The organism is Streptomyces sp. NBC_01546, from assembly GCF_045208355.1.
GTDB lineage: Bacteria > Actinomycetota > Actinomycetes > Streptomycetales > Streptomycetaceae > Streptomyces.
This window is the reverse complement of sequence record NZ_CP109379.1, coordinates 44,261-59,041: the sequence shown is the minus strand read 5'-3', so window position 1 is coordinate 59,041 and position 14,781 is coordinate 44,261. Positions and strand designations below refer to the sequence as shown.

Annotated in this window: 15 protein-coding genes and 2 pseudogenes; 10 read left to right on the top strand and 7 right to left on the bottom strand. The window is 69.3% G+C overall.

Features of this window, described 5'->3' with window-relative positions; all coding sequences use genetic code 11:
• Positions 1-11: 11 nt before the first annotated feature.
• From OHA89_RS00265 to OHA89_RS00255, 3 genes are all read left to right on the top strand, one after another.
• A complete protein-coding gene (locus OHA89_RS00265) occupies positions 12-2,600 on the top strand; it encodes a cation-transporting P-type ATPase (RefSeq protein WP_266616529.1) in 2,589 nt (862 codons plus the stop codon).
• Positions 2,597-2,872, top strand: a complete 276-nt coding sequence (locus OHA89_RS00260) for a DUF1918 domain-containing protein (RefSeq protein ID WP_406364816.1) — start codon at positions 2,597-2,599, stop codon at positions 2,870-2,872. The genes OHA89_RS00265 and OHA89_RS00260 overlap by 4 nt, the downstream gene beginning before the upstream one ends.
• A 69-nt stretch (positions 2,873-2,941) precedes the next feature.
• A complete protein-coding gene (locus OHA89_RS00255) occupies positions 2,942-4,675 on the top strand; it encodes a GAF domain-containing protein (protein ID WP_266616527.1) in 1,734 nt (577 codons plus the stop codon).
• A 14-nt stretch (positions 4,676-4,689) separates the two neighbouring features.
• Here OHA89_RS00255 and OHA89_RS00250 read toward each other — a convergent pair whose 3' ends face one another.
• From OHA89_RS00250 to OHA89_RS00240, 3 genes are all read right to left on the bottom strand, one after another.
• Positions 4,690-5,382, bottom strand: coding sequence for a response regulator (locus OHA89_RS00250; RefSeq protein ID WP_406364814.1), 693 nt, complete (start codon positions 5,380-5,382; stop codon positions 4,690-4,692).
• A gap of 75 nt (positions 5,383-5,457) precedes the next feature.
• The gene (locus OHA89_RS00245) at positions 5,458-6,102 is read right to left on the bottom strand and encodes a CBS domain-containing protein (RefSeq protein WP_266616523.1); all 645 of its coding nucleotides are present in this window, start codon (positions 6,100-6,102) and stop codon (positions 5,458-5,460) included.
• 41 nt (positions 6,103-6,143) lie between these two features.
• A complete protein-coding gene (locus OHA89_RS00240) occupies positions 6,144-6,608 on the bottom strand; it encodes a Crp/Fnr family transcriptional regulator (RefSeq protein ID WP_266616521.1) in 465 nt (154 codons plus the stop codon).
• A 182-nt stretch (positions 6,609-6,790) separates the two neighbouring features.
• Here OHA89_RS00240 and OHA89_RS00235 point away from each other — a divergent pair, with 182 nt between their 5' ends.
• From OHA89_RS00235 to OHA89_RS00225, 3 genes and pseudogenes are all read left to right on the top strand, one after another.
• On the top strand, positions 6,791-7,075 hold the full coding sequence (locus OHA89_RS00235) for an SHOCT domain-containing protein (protein ID WP_266616519.1): 285 nt from the start codon (positions 6,791-6,793) through the stop codon (positions 7,073-7,075).
• Positions 7,076-7,231: 156 nt separating this feature from the next.
• Positions 7,232-7,636, top strand: coding sequence for a pyridoxamine 5'-phosphate oxidase family protein (locus tag OHA89_RS00230; RefSeq protein WP_266616517.1), 405 nt, complete (start codon positions 7,232-7,234; stop codon positions 7,634-7,636).
• Between the two features lie 124 nt (positions 7,637-7,760).
• Positions 7,761-9,064: pseudogene (locus OHA89_RS00225) on the top strand (SulP family inorganic anion transporter); the annotation flags it as partial.
• Between the two features lie 687 nt (positions 9,065-9,751).
• On the opposite strand, the gene OHA89_RS00220 reads toward OHA89_RS00225, so the two are convergent.
• Positions 9,752-10,408, bottom strand: a complete 657-nt coding sequence (locus OHA89_RS00220) for a TetR/AcrR family transcriptional regulator (RefSeq protein WP_406364812.1) — start codon at positions 10,406-10,408, stop codon at positions 9,752-9,754.
• Positions 10,409-10,548: 140 nt separating this feature from the next.
• On the opposite strand from OHA89_RS00220, the gene OHA89_RS00215 reads away from it, so the two are divergent.
• The 4 genes and pseudogenes from OHA89_RS00215 to OHA89_RS00200 all read left to right on the top strand — a co-directional run.
• Positions 10,549-11,499, top strand: a complete 951-nt coding sequence (locus OHA89_RS00215; RefSeq protein WP_406364810.1) for an alpha/beta fold hydrolase — start codon at positions 10,549-10,551, stop codon at positions 11,497-11,499.
• A gap of 78 nt (positions 11,500-11,577) precedes the next feature.
• On the top strand, positions 11,578-11,763 hold the full coding sequence (locus OHA89_RS00210; protein ID WP_266616819.1) for a hypothetical protein: 186 nt from the start codon (positions 11,578-11,580) through the stop codon (positions 11,761-11,763).
• Positions 11,764-11,824: 61 nt separating this feature from the next.
• Positions 11,825-12,208 (top strand): VOC family protein, encoded by a 384-nt coding sequence (locus OHA89_RS00205; protein WP_406364808.1) that lies wholly within the window; start codon positions 11,825-11,827, stop codon positions 12,206-12,208.
• A 229-nt stretch (positions 12,209-12,437) separates the two neighbouring features.
• Positions 12,438-12,824 (top strand): annotated as a pseudogene (locus OHA89_RS00200) (ATP-dependent DNA ligase); the annotation flags it as partial.
• 346 nt (positions 12,825-13,170) lie between these two features.
• Here the strand turns inward: OHA89_RS00200 and OHA89_RS00195 are convergent.
• The 3 genes from OHA89_RS00195 to OHA89_RS00185 form a co-directional block, all read right to left on the bottom strand.
• On the bottom strand, positions 13,171-13,644 hold the full coding sequence (locus OHA89_RS00195) for a nuclear transport factor 2 family protein (protein WP_266616816.1): 474 nt from the start codon (positions 13,642-13,644) through the stop codon (positions 13,171-13,173).
• A 123-nt stretch (positions 13,645-13,767) separates the two neighbouring features.
• Entirely contained in the window at positions 13,768-14,289 is a 522-nt protein-coding gene (locus OHA89_RS00190) for a nuclear transport factor 2 family protein (RefSeq protein WP_266616814.1), read from the bottom strand.
• Between the two features lie 22 nt (positions 14,290-14,311).
• On the bottom strand, positions 14,312-14,653 hold the full coding sequence (locus OHA89_RS00185; protein WP_266616812.1) for a MarR family winged helix-turn-helix transcriptional regulator: 342 nt from the start codon (positions 14,651-14,653) through the stop codon (positions 14,312-14,314).
• Positions 14,654-14,781: the final 128 nt, after the last annotated feature.

Sequence of the window (14,781 nt, the reverse complement as noted above, 5' to 3'; positions counted from 1 at the left end):
CTGCCGTGACGATGTCCGCCGCTCAGCAGGCGTCCGCTCTCGCAGGACCCCACAGGGGTCTGATGGAGGCGGAGGCGGCGCGTCGGCTCGCGGAACACGGCCGCAACGAGGTGGCGGCCGCCAAGACCGTTCCGCTGTATGCCAGAGTGCTCGCGCAACTGCGGGACGCACTGATCCTCGTGTTGCTGGGAGCCGTCGTATTGACCCTCGCGATCGGCGACCACGCCGATGCGGTGGTCATCGCTCTGGTGATCGTGGTCAACACCGCCGTCGGCGTCGCCCAGGAGGTCCGGGCCGACAATGCCGTGGCAGCCCTGTCCGCCCTGTCCGCCCCCAACGCCCGGGTGCTCCGCGACTCCGCCCCGGGGGAGGTTCCAGCCGCAGAAATCGTTCCCGGCGACGTACTGCTCCTCGGCGAGGGTGACATCGTCGCCGCCGACGCCGAACTTGCCGAAGCAACCGCCCTGTTGGTTGACGAGTCCATGCTCACCGGTGAATCGGTGGCCGTGGACAAGGACGCGGGCGCCCGGTTGAGTGCCGGGACGGTCGTCGTACGAGGGCGAGGCGTGGCAATGGTGACGGCCACGGGAGCCGACAGCGCGCTCGGCCGCATCGCCGCCCTGCTCGACGGCAGGCGGGAGCCGACTCCCCTGCAGCGCCGCCTGGGAGCCCTCGGCCGCGTCCTCGCCGCCGTCACCCTGGCCCTCTGCATGGTCGTGTTCGTACTCGGCCTCGCCCGAGGCCTGTCGGTCGCCACGATGGCGGTGACGGCGATCAGCCTCGCCGTGGCGGCCGTCCCTGAATCCCTGCCGGCCGTGGTCACCCTGTCCCTGGCATTGGGCGCGCGGCGGATGGCGGACCGGCACGCCCTGGTGAGGCGGCTCCCCGCAGTGGAGACACTGGGCTCGGTGACGGTCCTGGCCACCGACAAGACCGGCACCCTCACCGAGGGGCGCATGGTGGTCCAGCACGTGTGGACGCCACGCGCCACGTTCGACTTCTTCGGTGTCGGCTACGAACCGGAAGGCGACGTGCGGGTGGAAGGCAGGCGGCCGACCTTCGACGAACTCGATCCCGTACGCGAGCTGTTGACCGTCGCGGCCCTCTGCAACGACGCGGGGCTGCGGCCACCCCAGGATTCCTCGGACGAAGAGCACCGCTGGACCGCGGTCGGAGACCCCATGGAAGCCGCGCTCCTGGCCGCGGCGGCCAAAGCCGGCTGCGCGGACCAAGCAGTCCTGCATCGTGAGCGCCCGCGCACCGACGAGGCACCCTTCGACAGCGTGCGCAAGCGGATGACCACCCTGCACACGACGCCGTCGGGCCAGCTGCTCGTGTGCCTGAAAGGCGCGCCGGAAGTAGTGCTGGACGCAGCCATCCTCGACGAGAGGCCCGATCTGCTCCACGGCACCCGGCAGGAAGCAGCACTGCTGGCCTCCCACGGCTATCGGGTCCTGGCCGTGGCTACGGGCACACGTGACGAGGTGCCCCGCCACGCCGCCGAAGCGGAATCGGGGCTGCGCCTGCTGGGCCTCGTAGCGATCAGCGACCCGCCCAAGCCCCACGCAACCGCCACGCTCGCCGCCTGCCGCGCGGCAGGCATCACCCCGGTGCTCATCACGGGAGACCACCCCGCCACGGCACGGGCGATCGCGACACGCGTCGGACTGCTGGACGACGACCACACTGAGGAGCGCGTCGTCACCGGGTCGGACGTAGCAGCCGGACGGATCACCGACCTCACCGGCGTCAGGGTGTTCGCCCGTACCACCCCGCAGCAGAAATTGGACATCGTCGAGGCATGGCGCTCGCGTGGCGAGATCACCGCGATGACCGGCGACGGAGTCAACGACGGCCCGGCCCTCCGGCAGGCCGACATCGGCGTCGCCATGGGCCGCCGCGGCACGGAGGTCGCCCGGCAGGCCGCCGACCTGGTGCTCACCGACGACGAGCTGTCGACCGTGGTCGCGGCCGTGGAGGAGGGCCGGCGCGTCTACGACAACATCCGCCGTTTCCTCGTCTACGGGCTGGCCGGTGGCGCGGCAGAGATTCTCGTGATGCTGGCAGGCCCCCTGCTGGGACTCGCCCTGCCGCTGCGGGCGGGGCAGATCCTGTGGATCAACCTCCTCACCCACGGACTGACGGGTGTCGCCATGGGAGCCGAGCCCGTCGCGCCAGGAGCCATGCGCAGGCCCCCGCGGCCGCCGGGCCAGCAGATCCTCGGTGACGGAGCCTGGCAGCGGCTGCTCATCCTCGCCGCTGTGGTCACCGCGTCGAGCCTCGGTGCCGGGGTCGTCGCGCGGCACTGGGGCCTGCCGTGGCAGAGCGTCCTGTTCCTCGCCCTCCTGGCAAGCCAGCTGGGTGTCGTGCTGGGTCTGCGCACGCGTCTGCTGACCCGCGAGAATCTCTTCCTGCCGTTGTCCGTACTCGCGTCGGTGCTGCTTGGCGCGGCCGCGCTCTACGCGCCGTTCCTTCAGGCGGTGCTGGACACCGAGCCCCTCGGCTGGACCGGCGTCGGCCTCGCGGCAATCGCCGCCATCACCGCAGGCACCGCAGCCCGACTCTCGAGAACCGCATTCCACAAGGAGACAAGACGATGAACCCTGACACCACCGGAAGTGGCATCCATGCACACCTGGGGGACCAGATGGTCGTGGGCGGCCCCACTGTCGGCAAGCCCGGCCGTGACGGCGAAGTCGTCGGACTGCACCATGACGACGGCACTCCGCCGTACGACATCCGCTGGTCGGACACCGGCCGCGTCACGCTCTACTTTCCCGGTCCGGATGCCCACGTCAGGCATTTGGGCGACGCCGAAGGAAAGCCGGCAGACCGCCAGGCACAGCGGCGGCCGCGCACCCCTCCGAAATGAACGCATCGCAACGCGGGGCTACCGTGGAGGCAGACGTCAGTTCCGTTCCCGCGTGCCCTTGGAGGTGCCATGGCCGGGGAGGGCCACGACACCCCACGCGCCCAGCTGCCTCGTCTAAGGCTGGATGAATTGCTCGACGAACTTCAGGTGCGGATAGACGAGGTGCGCGGTACCCGGGACCGCCTGAACGGTCTCCTTGAAGCCGTGATGTCGGTCGGCCGTGAACTCGACCTGCCCCAGGTCCTGACTGGGATCGTGGAAGCCGCCGCGGTACTTGTGGACGCGGAGTACGGGGCCCTGGGAGTGATCGGGGACGACCGGACACTCGCGGAATTCCTCCCGGTCGGCATCAGCGACGAGCTGCGTGCCCAGATCGGTGATCTGCCTTCCGGACACGGCATCCTCGGAGAGCTGATCCGTCACCCGCAGCCGCTGCGCCTGACGGAACTGTCCGACCATCCGGCCTCGTACGGCTTTCCGGCCCACCACCCGCCCATGCACACCTTCCTCGGAGTGCCCATCCGGGTGCGCGAGGAGGTGTTCGGCAACCTCTACATGACCGAGAAGCGGGGCGGGGCGGACTTCGATGCCGAGGACGAGGCCGTCCTGTCGACCCTGGCTGTCGCGGCCGGAATCGCGATCGAGAATGCACGGCTCTTCGAGGAGGTCCGGCTCAGGGAACGCTGGCTGGAGGCCAGCTCCGACTTCACGAACGAGCTGCTGTCCGGCTCCTCCGAGATCCAGGTACTGGAAGGGATGCTGGAGCGGGCCCGCGAGATCACCGTGGCCGACATGGGCGTCTTCTACCTGGTGGGCCCGGGCGGCGAGCTGCGCGGCTCGCTGGCCGTCGGCGAGGGAGCCGAGGCACATCGGGGCATCGTGCTGCCGAGCAGCGAGGGCACCCTCGCCGCAGCGGCCCTCGCCCAGGACGGACTGATCACGGTCCCGGATGTCGAGAGCGACGAAGGTGTGACCGTGCAGCCGGAGCGGTGGAAGGGCTTCGGGCCCGCGGTAGCGGTCACGGTGGGTACCAAGGAGCGGCTGAGCGGCGTACTGATGCTGGCCCGTCGACGCGGTCGCGCACCGTTCGCCGCTGCGGAGATCTTGGCGTTGCCAGGCTTCGCCGGGCAGGCCGCGATCGCCCTGGAGCTTGCCGATCACCGGCGGGACGCGGAACAAATGAGTCTGCTCGAGGACCACGACCGCATCGCCCGGGACCTGCACGACCTCGCGATCCAGCGGCTGTTCGCCACGGGAATGACTTTGCAGAGCGCCCAACACTTCGTGGAGCATCCCGAGGCGTCCGAAAGGCTGAGGCGGGCGATTGACGACCTCGACACCACCATCAAGATCATCCGGTCGACCATCTTCGGCCTTCGAGAACACGAGGTGCCGGATGCGGAGCCGAAACTCCGGCTCCGCGTGGTCCGAGCGGTTGACGAGGCCGCTGCCGTGCTGGGCTTCGCCCCCGCCTTGCGGATGGAGGGACTGGTAGAAACCGACGTGCCAGTGCCAGTGGCCGATGAGGCGCTGGCCGTGATCGGTGAAGCGCTCAGCAACGTCGTTCGGCACGCACGGGCCCGGCATACGGAAGTCTCCATCGCGGCGGTCGACGGCGTACTCGTGGTCACCGTGACCGACGACGGCGTCGGGCTCCCAGAACATGGGCGCCGCAGCGGGCTCCGCAACCTGGCCGAGCGGGCGGAGAAGCTGGGCGGCCGACTGACCGTCTCGGCACGAGGCGCCGTGGGACACGGCACCTGCCTCGAATGGGTGGTTCCCTTGCCCAGGGCCGACGCCTGACCCCGCAGCGGTTGTCAGGGCTTGCCCTCTTCGTGCTCGTGCACTTGGGCGGCGATGACCGCGGCTTGGACACGGCGTTCGACGCCCAGTTTGCCGAGCAGCCGGGAGATGTGGTTCTTGACGGTCTTCTCGGACAGATAGAGCTGCTTGGCGATCTGCCGGTTGGTCAGGCCCTCGCCGATGAGCTCAAGGACAGCCCGCTCACGCTCGGTGAGCGTGGCGAGGCGCTCGTCCTCCGGCGGCTTGGCGGCTTCCGGAACCCGCAGTGAGTGCATGAGCCGGGCGGTGGTCGCGGGGTCGAGCATCGACTGCCCCGTCGCGACCGTCCGTACGGCGGAGACCAGGTCGGATCCCTTGATCTGTTTGAGTACGTAGCCCGCGGCGCCGGCTATGATCGCGTCGAGGAGGGCGTCCTCGTCGTCGAAGGACGTCAGCATGAGGCAGGCGAGCTCCGGCATGCGCGAGCGCAGCTCGCGGCAGACGGTGATGCCGTCGCCGTCCGGCAGACGTACGTCCAAGACCGCCACGTGCGGCCGCAGGGCCGGACCCCGGGCCAGAGCCTGCTCGGCCGTAGCGGCCTCGCCCACCACTTCGATGTCGGGCTCGGCGTCGAGGAGGTCGTGCAGCCCCCGGCGGACGACCTCGTGGTCGTCCAGGAGGAACACCCTGATGGGCGCCTCCGCAGAAGCAGCCGGTGCATCGGACATCCACGCCCCTGAGATCGGTGTACGTCTCAGTCGCATTGTCGCAGGAAGGGTCGGAAAGTACCTGTGGGGAGCGGGTCACGCAGCCGTACCGACGGGACCTGCGAGCTCCATCCGCACGTCCACAACCCCTTCGACGGCGCGGACAGCGCGGGCGATCAGAGGTGCCAGGGCGCGGTCCCGTAGGTCGCCCCGAAGGGTGACGACGCCCTCCTCGACCGTGCAGTCGATGCCTACCGGGGGAGCCAGTTCCGCGAGGACGGCATTGCGGACCTCGTCTTCGATCTCCTCGTCGGGCCGCAGGAACACCTTGAGCAGGTCACTGCGGCTGACGACGCCCTCCAGCAGGCCGATGGCATTGACCACCGGCAGCCGCTTCACGCCCTTCCTGGCCATGATGCGGGCGGCTTCGGCGATCGTGGCGTCCGGGTGCACGGTGACGGCAGGACTGGACATGAGCTCCTCGGCGAGCACCGCTCCGGCCTTGGACGCCTCCTCCAGCTGCTCGGGCAGTCTCGGGTCGTTCCGCCGGAACTCCTCCTTGGGCAGAAGATCGGCCTCGGAGACGACGCCCACGACCCGGCCCTCTCCTTCGAGTACCGGCAGTGCGCTGACCTTCCACTGATGCATCAGCTCGACGATCTCCTTGTACGAGGCCTCGCGGCCGATGGCCACGGCGGTCTGGGTCATGACATCACTGACGGTGTACTGGGATGCGGGCATGGCCGGCTCCCTCACATGATCTCGATGGGGGAGGATCCGGTTCACAGCGAGCTGCCGCTGCCGTGAGGTGCGTAGAGGTCGAGGAGCCGGACCCTGGCGGCCACGAGCCGGTGGGCGAGTACCTGACCCACCCAGTGGTCCATGGCGGAGCCGAATCGGGGGTCGGCCTCCATCATCGTGCGCACGGCGGCCGCATCGAACTCGTGGGCGCGCACAGGGCTCGTCGCCTCCGCACCGAAGTGCCAGGTGTAGGGAGGGAACAGCCAGGACCAGCCGACCAGCTCGCCGGAACCAAGAGCCTCGATCACCGCTGCCTGTCTGCCGGGCACGTGGACGTCGAGGCCGACCGTGCCGGATCGCACGATCCAGAACCGGTCGGCGTGGCCTCCCTCATTGAAGAGGCGGGTACCTACGGGAAAACCGACCTCACGCGCGATGTCCGTCAGACGGGCGCGGTACTCCGCCGACAGGGCGGTGGCGATCCGGGTGGGGGAATGTGTGCTCATCGCGGCCTCCGTTCGAGTCCGCCTTCAGTCTGGGACACGGCAGGGCTGCGGGGATGGGCCGATCGGCCCTGGTCGTGACCCCGACCGGCCCATGCCCTGACGCCGCAGGCCGGTGGACAGTAGGAACACGCGGGACCTGCCCTGTGGCAGAGTCCCAAGCCGTTGCCCCAGGAGCGTGAACCATGTTCTGGTACGACCACGGAATGGGCGGATGGGGCTGGGTCGCCATGTCGTTCAGCATGGTCCTCCTCGTCGCTCTGGCCGTCATGGCAGTCGTTCTGCTCCTCCGCAGCGCCGACCGTTTCCCCTCAGGCCCGGTAGAGCCCCGCGCCACGCCTTCCGCCAAGCAGGTGCTCGCCGAACGGTTCGCCCGAGGGGAGATCGACGAGGAAGAGTTCGAACGGAGTCTGACCGTGCTGCGTGAGCACGGTCCTGGTCGAAGCCGGCCCGAACCGGGAGAGGGCTGAACCCGGCCCGACGAGAGGGAGGCAAGGCGCGTCAGGAAGCCTCCCGGTCTCGCGATCAATCGGGAAGAGGGAGCCGAGCAAGGGGCGCGAACGATGAACCACGAAGCGACGCGGCGACCAGATCTCAGCGGCCCGGATGGGGCGCCGACTCGGAGCATGAAGCCGTTGGACCGCAGCGAAGCACTGAGCCTGCTCGGCACGGTATCGCTGGGACGCATCGTCTTCACCGAGCACGCTCTCCCGGCCGTGAGGCTGGTCAACCATCTCGTGGACGGGGAGGACATCGTCGTCCGGCTCCAGGACGGCGGAGCGCTCGCATCGCTCGTGGCGACGCCCGACGCCCCCGGGGTCGTTGTCGCCTACGAGGCAGATGTCGTAGACCCCGAGACCCGCCTCGGCTGGAGCGTCGTCGTCACCGGCTACGCCTCTCCGGTCGCCGAAGAGGACGGGGCCGACCCGTACGCGGCGCTGCTCGTGCCGTGGGTACGTCAGACGATGACCAGGGCCCTGCGCATCAGGCCGGATCTTGTCACGGGCTTCCTGCTCGACGCGGCCGAGTAGTCGCCCCCGGACTCCTGGTCGGCGGGCGTGTGAAGTAGCGGCCGACGGGCGGGACCTGGACTGTCGGTACCCGTGACGTAGGGGCGTTCGCGGGATGCTGTGGGCCGCGGCGAGAAGAAGTGCCATGCCCCAGCGTCTGAAAGCTGGCGTCGAGCCACCCGCTCTGGCCGGCTACCAGCGCAGCTGGCTTCGCGGCGACCTGCTGGCGGGTATCACCGTCGCCGCGTACCTCGTGCCCCAGGTCATGGCTTACGCGGGCGTGGCTGGGCTGGCGCCGGTGGTAGGCCTGTGGGCCGTCCTGCCCGCGATGGTCCTGGACGCGCTGACCGGCTCCTCGCGGCTACTCTCCGGCCGGCCCCGAGTCGACCACAGCTCTGATGACCGCCGAAGCAGTGGCTCCGCTGGCGGCTGGGAATCCGGCCCGGTACGCCGTCCTCGCGGCAGCTCTCGCGGTGGTCGTCGGGCTGCTGTGCCTGGTGGCCTGGGGCATGCGGCTGGGGTTACTGCGCGGACCTGCTCTCGCGGCCCGTGCTGGTCGGCTACATGGCCGGCGTAGCGCTGATCATGATCGTGGACCAGCTGCCCCGGCTCACCGGTGTCCGGGCGAGCGGCTCAGGCTTCTTCCCGCAGCGGCTGTCAGCCGTTCGGCACGTATCGGAGGCGCACTGGCCAACCGTGGTCCTGGCCGCGGCCGTGCTCGTCGTCCTCTTCGCCGCACCGTTCCTGTGGCGTACTCACCCCGGCCCGCTGCTCGTCCTCGTCGCAGCCACGGCTGCGGTGGCCGTCTTCGGACTCGACGACCGGTACGGAATCACGGTGATCGGCTCGGTTCCGGTGGGCCTGCCCGCCCCGAACTGCCCAGCATTGCCGATCTGTCCCACCTGCTGCTGCCCGCCCTCGGGATCCTGCTCGTCGGCTACACGGACGTGATCCTCACGGCACGGGCCTTCGCCGCCCACGACGACCCCCGCCCGCTCGACGCCAACCGCGAGCTGCTCGCCCTGGGCGCCGCCAACCTCGGAGCAGGCGTCCTGCACGGCTTCCCGGTCAGCAGCAGCGCCAGCCGTACGGCCCTCGCCGACTCGACGGGCGCACGCAGCCAGGGATACTCGCTGGCCGCCGCCCTGGGCTGTACTGACCGTACTGCTCTTCCTGGGCCCCCTCATCGCCCACACCCCGGCCGCCGTGCTGGGCGCCATCGTGGTCTATGCCGCCGTCAGCCTCGTGCAAGTGTGAGTGTTCCGCCGCCTCGCCGCCTTCCGGCGGCGCGAACTGCTCCTGGCGCTCGGCTGCACAGTGGGCGTGCTGACCCTCGGCATCCTTTATGGAGTGCTGGTGGCTGTGGCGCTGTCCGTTGTGGAGCTCTTGGCACGCGTGGCCCGTCCGCACGACGCCGTCGAGGGGCTGGTTCCGGGGCTCGCGGGCATCTCCAGTGCCTTCGCAGTCTGTCCGGTGGCAGCGCCGGGACGAGCGGCAACGTAGGCAAGAACGCCTCGTGCCCGTTGGTAACCGTGTTGAAGGAGGTCCTCAGCGACGAGGCTGGCCGAGTGTACTGAGAAGGCACAGCGCGGTGGCGACAGCACTGCAATCCTGGCGCTGCTGGCCGGCCACGCTCGGCAGAGCCCGCCGATGACGGCGGGGACAACGGCTTCTTCGTCGATCACTTTTTCGACGGCACCAAGCTCAAGTCCGCCAACCTCGACATCCTGAATCTCCCCAAGTCGGAGTAGTCGGCCGCCACCATTCCGCGGCCCGACCCACCAGCCGCCAGCCTCACGAGGGCTGGCGGCTGAGGTTAGTGCAGAGAAGCCATCGAGCATGCTGTCGATATGGGGTTGGTGGGAACCCCCTCTGCCAGGAGTGCCGCGCCCGGCTCCTGGCGTCACAGCAGAAGCCGGCCCACCCGGAGCCTGACGTTGCGGGGCCTTCTGGCCGCATCGGGCGCGCCGGGCCGCGCCCGGCCGGTGACGCTGGGGGGGCCAGGCCCGGAGTGGCGGTGAAGGAGGCCAACCCCGAGTGGTTCTGACCCCTCCCTTCGAGCCGATGCTCGCCCAGGCCGCCGAGTCCGTCCCCGGTCCCGGCGTCCTGGCGGGCGGCCTGGCCCTGGAGCAGAAACTATGGACAGGTATGGGCGTCTGTCCGTTGTCCGGCGTCCGGGGTGGTGTGGCCGCCGGCGGTGAAGATGCGGTCGAGGTGGTGGCGGAGTACGGCGATGGCTGACTCCGGTGTCCGTTGGGCGACGAGGATGCTGGTGCCCATGGTCGCGGTCATGGCGAGCAGGCTGACGGCCTCGGTGCGTGCGTCGGCGCCGGGATCGGCCAGGCCTGCCGCCTGGGCTCCTTCGATCAGGCCGGTGAGGGCGTTCTCGGCCGCGTCGGGGTTGTCGATGAAGGGCTGGGCGGCGAGTGCACCGTCGGTCACGGACAGGATCGAGTAGGAGCTGTACAGGAGGTGGAAGGTCCGGCTCTCCTGGTCGGTCGGCAGGGATGCCAGCAGCAGCGCCTCGATCGTCGCGCGCGGGCCCGGGTCCGGGCCGGCGGCGGCCAGGCGGGCGCCCACGCGGGCGGTGAAGCGGTCTGTCAGGTGCTGCAGTCCGTAGAAGAGCAGCTTCTCTTTGGTCTCGAAGTAGTACTGCACGAGCCGGAGGGATACGCCGGCCTCGGCGGCCACGTCGCGCATGCCGACGGCGTGCAGGCCTCGCCGCCCCGCGACTTGGATGAGCGCTTCGGCGATCTGGGTGCGCCGTTCCTCGTGGTCCACGCGCTTTGGCATCAGTGCTGTCTCCGGCCGTGGGTGGGGTGGGTGGTTCAGGGGCTCGCAGTCCGGCTTGGTCCGAACATTTTCATGGTACCGCCGTATCAACAATATGGTACGTTCGTATCACGAAGAACAGATCTTCCTGGAGGTGCCCCGTGCCCGAGAACACGACCCGAGTACGCCGCGACATCGGCCACTACGTGAGCGACGAGCTGCGCGACCGCTACTTCGCCACCTGCGACGTCCTCTACGCGAAGGGCGCGCCCGCTCGCTCCGAGGCGGACGTCGAGACGAGCTTCGGCACCACCCACGTCTACCGGTACGGCCCCGCCGACCCGGCAGCCGACTCACGCACGCCCGTGGTCCTGATACACGGTTCGGGAGGCTGCTCCGCCCAGTGGTACCCCAACACCCTTGCCCTCAGCGCCGAGCGCCCCGTCTACGCCCTCGACACTCCCGGCGACCCCGGCCGGAGCGTCCAGCGCGAACCGATGTGGCAGCCCGAGCGCGCGGCTCAGTGGATGGACGAGGCCCTCGACGCACTGGGCCTCGACAAGGTCCACCTCGTCGGCTCCTCGTACGGCGGCTGGCTGGTCATCAACCAGGCCCACCTGCGGCCCGAACGCCTCGCCTCGGTCACCGCCCTCGACCCGGGCGGTCTGGAGAAGGTTGGCCTGCGCTTCTTCGTATGGATCTTCGCCAGCCTCTTCGCCACCTACGCCCCCAAGGCGTGGCGCCCCCGCCTCGCCAAGTGGCTGGAGCAGCCGGTGATCGTAGTCCCCGAGCTCCGCGCGATGATCCAGGCCAGCGTGAAGGCCTTCCGGATCCGCCGCCCCGCCCCGCTGCCGCTGTCGGACGCAGAAGTGGGCTCCATCCGGACGCCATTCTACCTGATCATGGGCAAGCGCAGCCTGCTCGTACACCCCAAGCGGCAGCTGGAACGCGTACCGCGCCTGATCTCTGGCGCCCGCGCCGAGATCGTCGCCGCGACCGGCCACGGCCCGCAGATCGACCACCCCGATCTGGTCAACGCCCGAATGCTGAGCTTCATGGAGGACGTCGACTCCCTCGACCCGTCGGCGGCACGGGGCGTCACGGACGCGTAGCCGTGAGGGCCGCGGACGCGAACTGTTCAACAGGGCACAGCAGAAGTTCGACAGGCACCCCGGATATCGTTTGAGGGGTTGCAGCGCCGGGCCACCGCCCGCCGCCGCGGTGCCCCTGCCCTGGCCGCCCAGTGGCCGGCCTACTTCATCGCGTTCGATGTCTTGCAGGCCGAGCGCGTCGAGCTGGTCACCCTGCCCTACAAGGAACACCGCTGGCATCTGGAGGTGCTGTTCACAACCCGTGCCCTGAGCTTGTCGTTTTAAGGTTCGGCGTCGAACGGCGTCTCGAACGTGACTGGCGCTCCGCGGTTTGCGGGTCTGCAGGATGACCTTCGCGGGCGCATATGAAGATGTGATGGTGTTGATCGTGACTATAGATTCAGTGGTCGTGCGACAGCGCGTGGAGGATCTGGATGCGGCTGTGCCCTTCTACGAGGAGTTGACTGGAAGCAGCGCATCGCGGTTCGCCTTTGCCGGCGTCACCCTGGCTAGCGTCGGGCCTTTCCTCCTGTTTGCCGGGCCTGATGAGGCGGTGCAGCGCGTCGCGGGCGTGGCGGCGACTCTCACCGTCGCCGACCTGGACGCCGCAGTAGAGGAGGCGGAGGCGGGAGGAGCCGAAATCGTGATGCCTATTCAGCCCACCCCGAACGGCCGCCGTGCGGTGCTGCGGCATCCGTACGGCGGCGTCTTCGAGTACGTCGGCCCCTGACGTTGTTGTTCCGCTCGTCGTCTCAAACGGCTGCCCCTCAGGCACCCCTTGCTCATCAAGCCACCCTTCGAGGGTGGCGAACAGGTTGCTGAACTCACGCATGAAGGGTGTGACCACGCGGTGCCAAACCAGATTCCGGCGGGTGAAGTGCACCCGCCATCCCGTCCTCGACATGGAGCCGGACACTATCTGCGGACAGTTCAACAGCGCATAACAGAAGTTCGACGGCCACCGCGCGATCCTCTTCACCCCCGCTGGCCCCGGCGGCCAGCTGCTCCTGCAGACCCGGCGCGGCTCCCTCGTCCAAGACCGATTCCCCGACTTGGTCGCAGCCGGCGAGCAACTGGCAGACGGCCTGGTCCTCGACGGCGAGCTCGTCGTCTGGGACACCGCAGCCGGCCGGCTGTCCTTCGAAGCCCTCCAGCGCCGGGCCGCCGCCCGCGGCCGCACCGCCACCGCGCTCGCCGCGAAGACTCTTGCGTTCTTCATCGCCTTCGACGCCTTGCAGATCGACGGCATCGAGCTGCTGGCGCTGGCCTACGCCGAGCGCCGCCGACGCCTAGAGGTCCTCTTCGCGGCCCGCGCACTGACCGCCCGTGGACCCTGTGCCCCATGACCACCGACGGACAAAGCCAGGGAATGGCTGGAGGACTGGACGGACGTCACCGGCGTCGAAGGTCTGGTCGTCAAAGCCATGAACCAGCGCTACCGGCCCGGATCCCGCGACCGCGCCTGGACCAAAATCCGACGCAGAGACACCACCGAAGCGATCATCGGCGCCATCACCGGCACCCTCACCCGCCCCCAACTCCTCATCCTCGGCCGTCACGACCCAACCGGACGCCTCCGCCCCGTCGGCCGCACTGGCTTTGTTCACGAGTTCGGGCTCTGGCTCAAGTTCTGTGGAGTGTCACTCCCCGTGGCGCAGGGCCCTTGACGGCCGGTCGGCTGGGGAGTCGTTCTCATGACTGGCTGGGCCGGTCGAGGCGTTCCGTGGGACCGGCGAAGGAGAGGAAGAGAGTCCGCGTGGTGAGCAGCCAGGTGTCGTCCACCTTGCGGAACGTGTCTTCGTAGTGCCCCACCTGAACCGGGGGCCGCGGCGGTACTAGGCCCTCGCTGTAGCCGTCCACACGGTAGGTGGTGAAGTAGGTGGTGGCGGCGGCGGTGTCCGCAGAGGCCACGGTAACCAGGATGTTGGTGCATATACGGCGTGACAGTCGGTCTGCGGGCCGGTTGCCGAAGTAGATGCGCAGGGCGTCGTGACCCGCAATGCGGCGGTCGCCGGCGGGCCATTCCCAGGTGCCGTCCTGCGTGAAGAGGTCCGCCACCGAGCCCGGGTCCCCGAGGTCGAGCCGGTGGACGAACTCGACGACCAGCCGCTCACAAGCCCGCTCTGCGAGCAGGCGCTCCATCGGGTCAAGAGTTTCAGCATTCATGATCAACTCATATCAGGTCGCCCCTGGCTGAGGCAGCCTTACCCGAGCTGGGCCCCGGTTCCGGGCGCATGCTCTCCAGAGCCGTGCCCGTCCGTGGCCGCCCCCCACCTGCCGATCCGTGACTCAGTGTGGCCAGTCCACAGAACCTGAGCCAGAACCCCAGTTTCGAGAGCACTCGGGTACTTGCTTCGGCGGCGTGCCGATGCTTTGCGTCGTGCTGGCGCGTGGCCGGTCACGGCGTGGGAGAGTCCTAATCGTGGGTCGGGCCGGCCGCGGACATGATGGCTGCCAGGGGGCGGCGTCGAAGATGAGCTTGATCGAGGTGATCCGGCCGTCGCGCAAGCGGAAGTGCTCGGCCGTGTGCTGGGTGATGCCGACGGCAGGGGCGGTGTGGACGTCGTAGACCAGGGTGGCCTCGGTCTCGCCGTACAGCTCGCTGATCAGCTCCACACCGGTGACGATGCCGAGGAGCCCGTCCAGGCCGTCGAGGTGGCCGGTAGGGCTGTCGGAGGTGATGAAGGGGCTGCGGAAGCGGAAGCCTTCGCCGATCTGGGCGGCGGCCGCGCTGACGTCTCCCCGGAAGCGGGCCTCGTGGTAGGCCCGGACCGTGCGTCGGGTGGCTATGGAGGCTGTGTCGGTGGGCATGGGGTGCTCCGTCGTCGTCGGTTCAGGAAGCCGGCGGCTGGTCGTGCCGTCCCGCGTTCAGGTACTGCTCGATGCGTTGCTGGTTCTCGACCACGCGCAGGCACAGGTCGCGGAACCGGGCAAGGTCATCTTCGGTGAAGCCCTGGAAGACGGCGGACATGGCGCGTTGCGTCGGCTGCCGGAAGGCGTCCAGCCAGTCGCGGCCGGCCGGTGTGATCGTGGCTCGTACCGACCGGCGATCGCGCGGGTCCTGGACCCGCCGCGCCAGGCCGTCACGTTCGAGTGTGTCGACCAAGCCGGTGACGTTGCGGGAACTCACCCCCGCCGCACGAGCCAGTTCGCCAATGCTCAGGCCTTCGTCCACGGCTGTGCTCAGCCGTGCGAGGACGTCGAGCGCCCCCGCGCTGAGCCCACGTCCCCCCCGCACCGTGCGACCTCAGCCGGTCGACCGCCTGCGAGGCCGACCGGACGGCTGCGGCCGCGCTTCGTGGC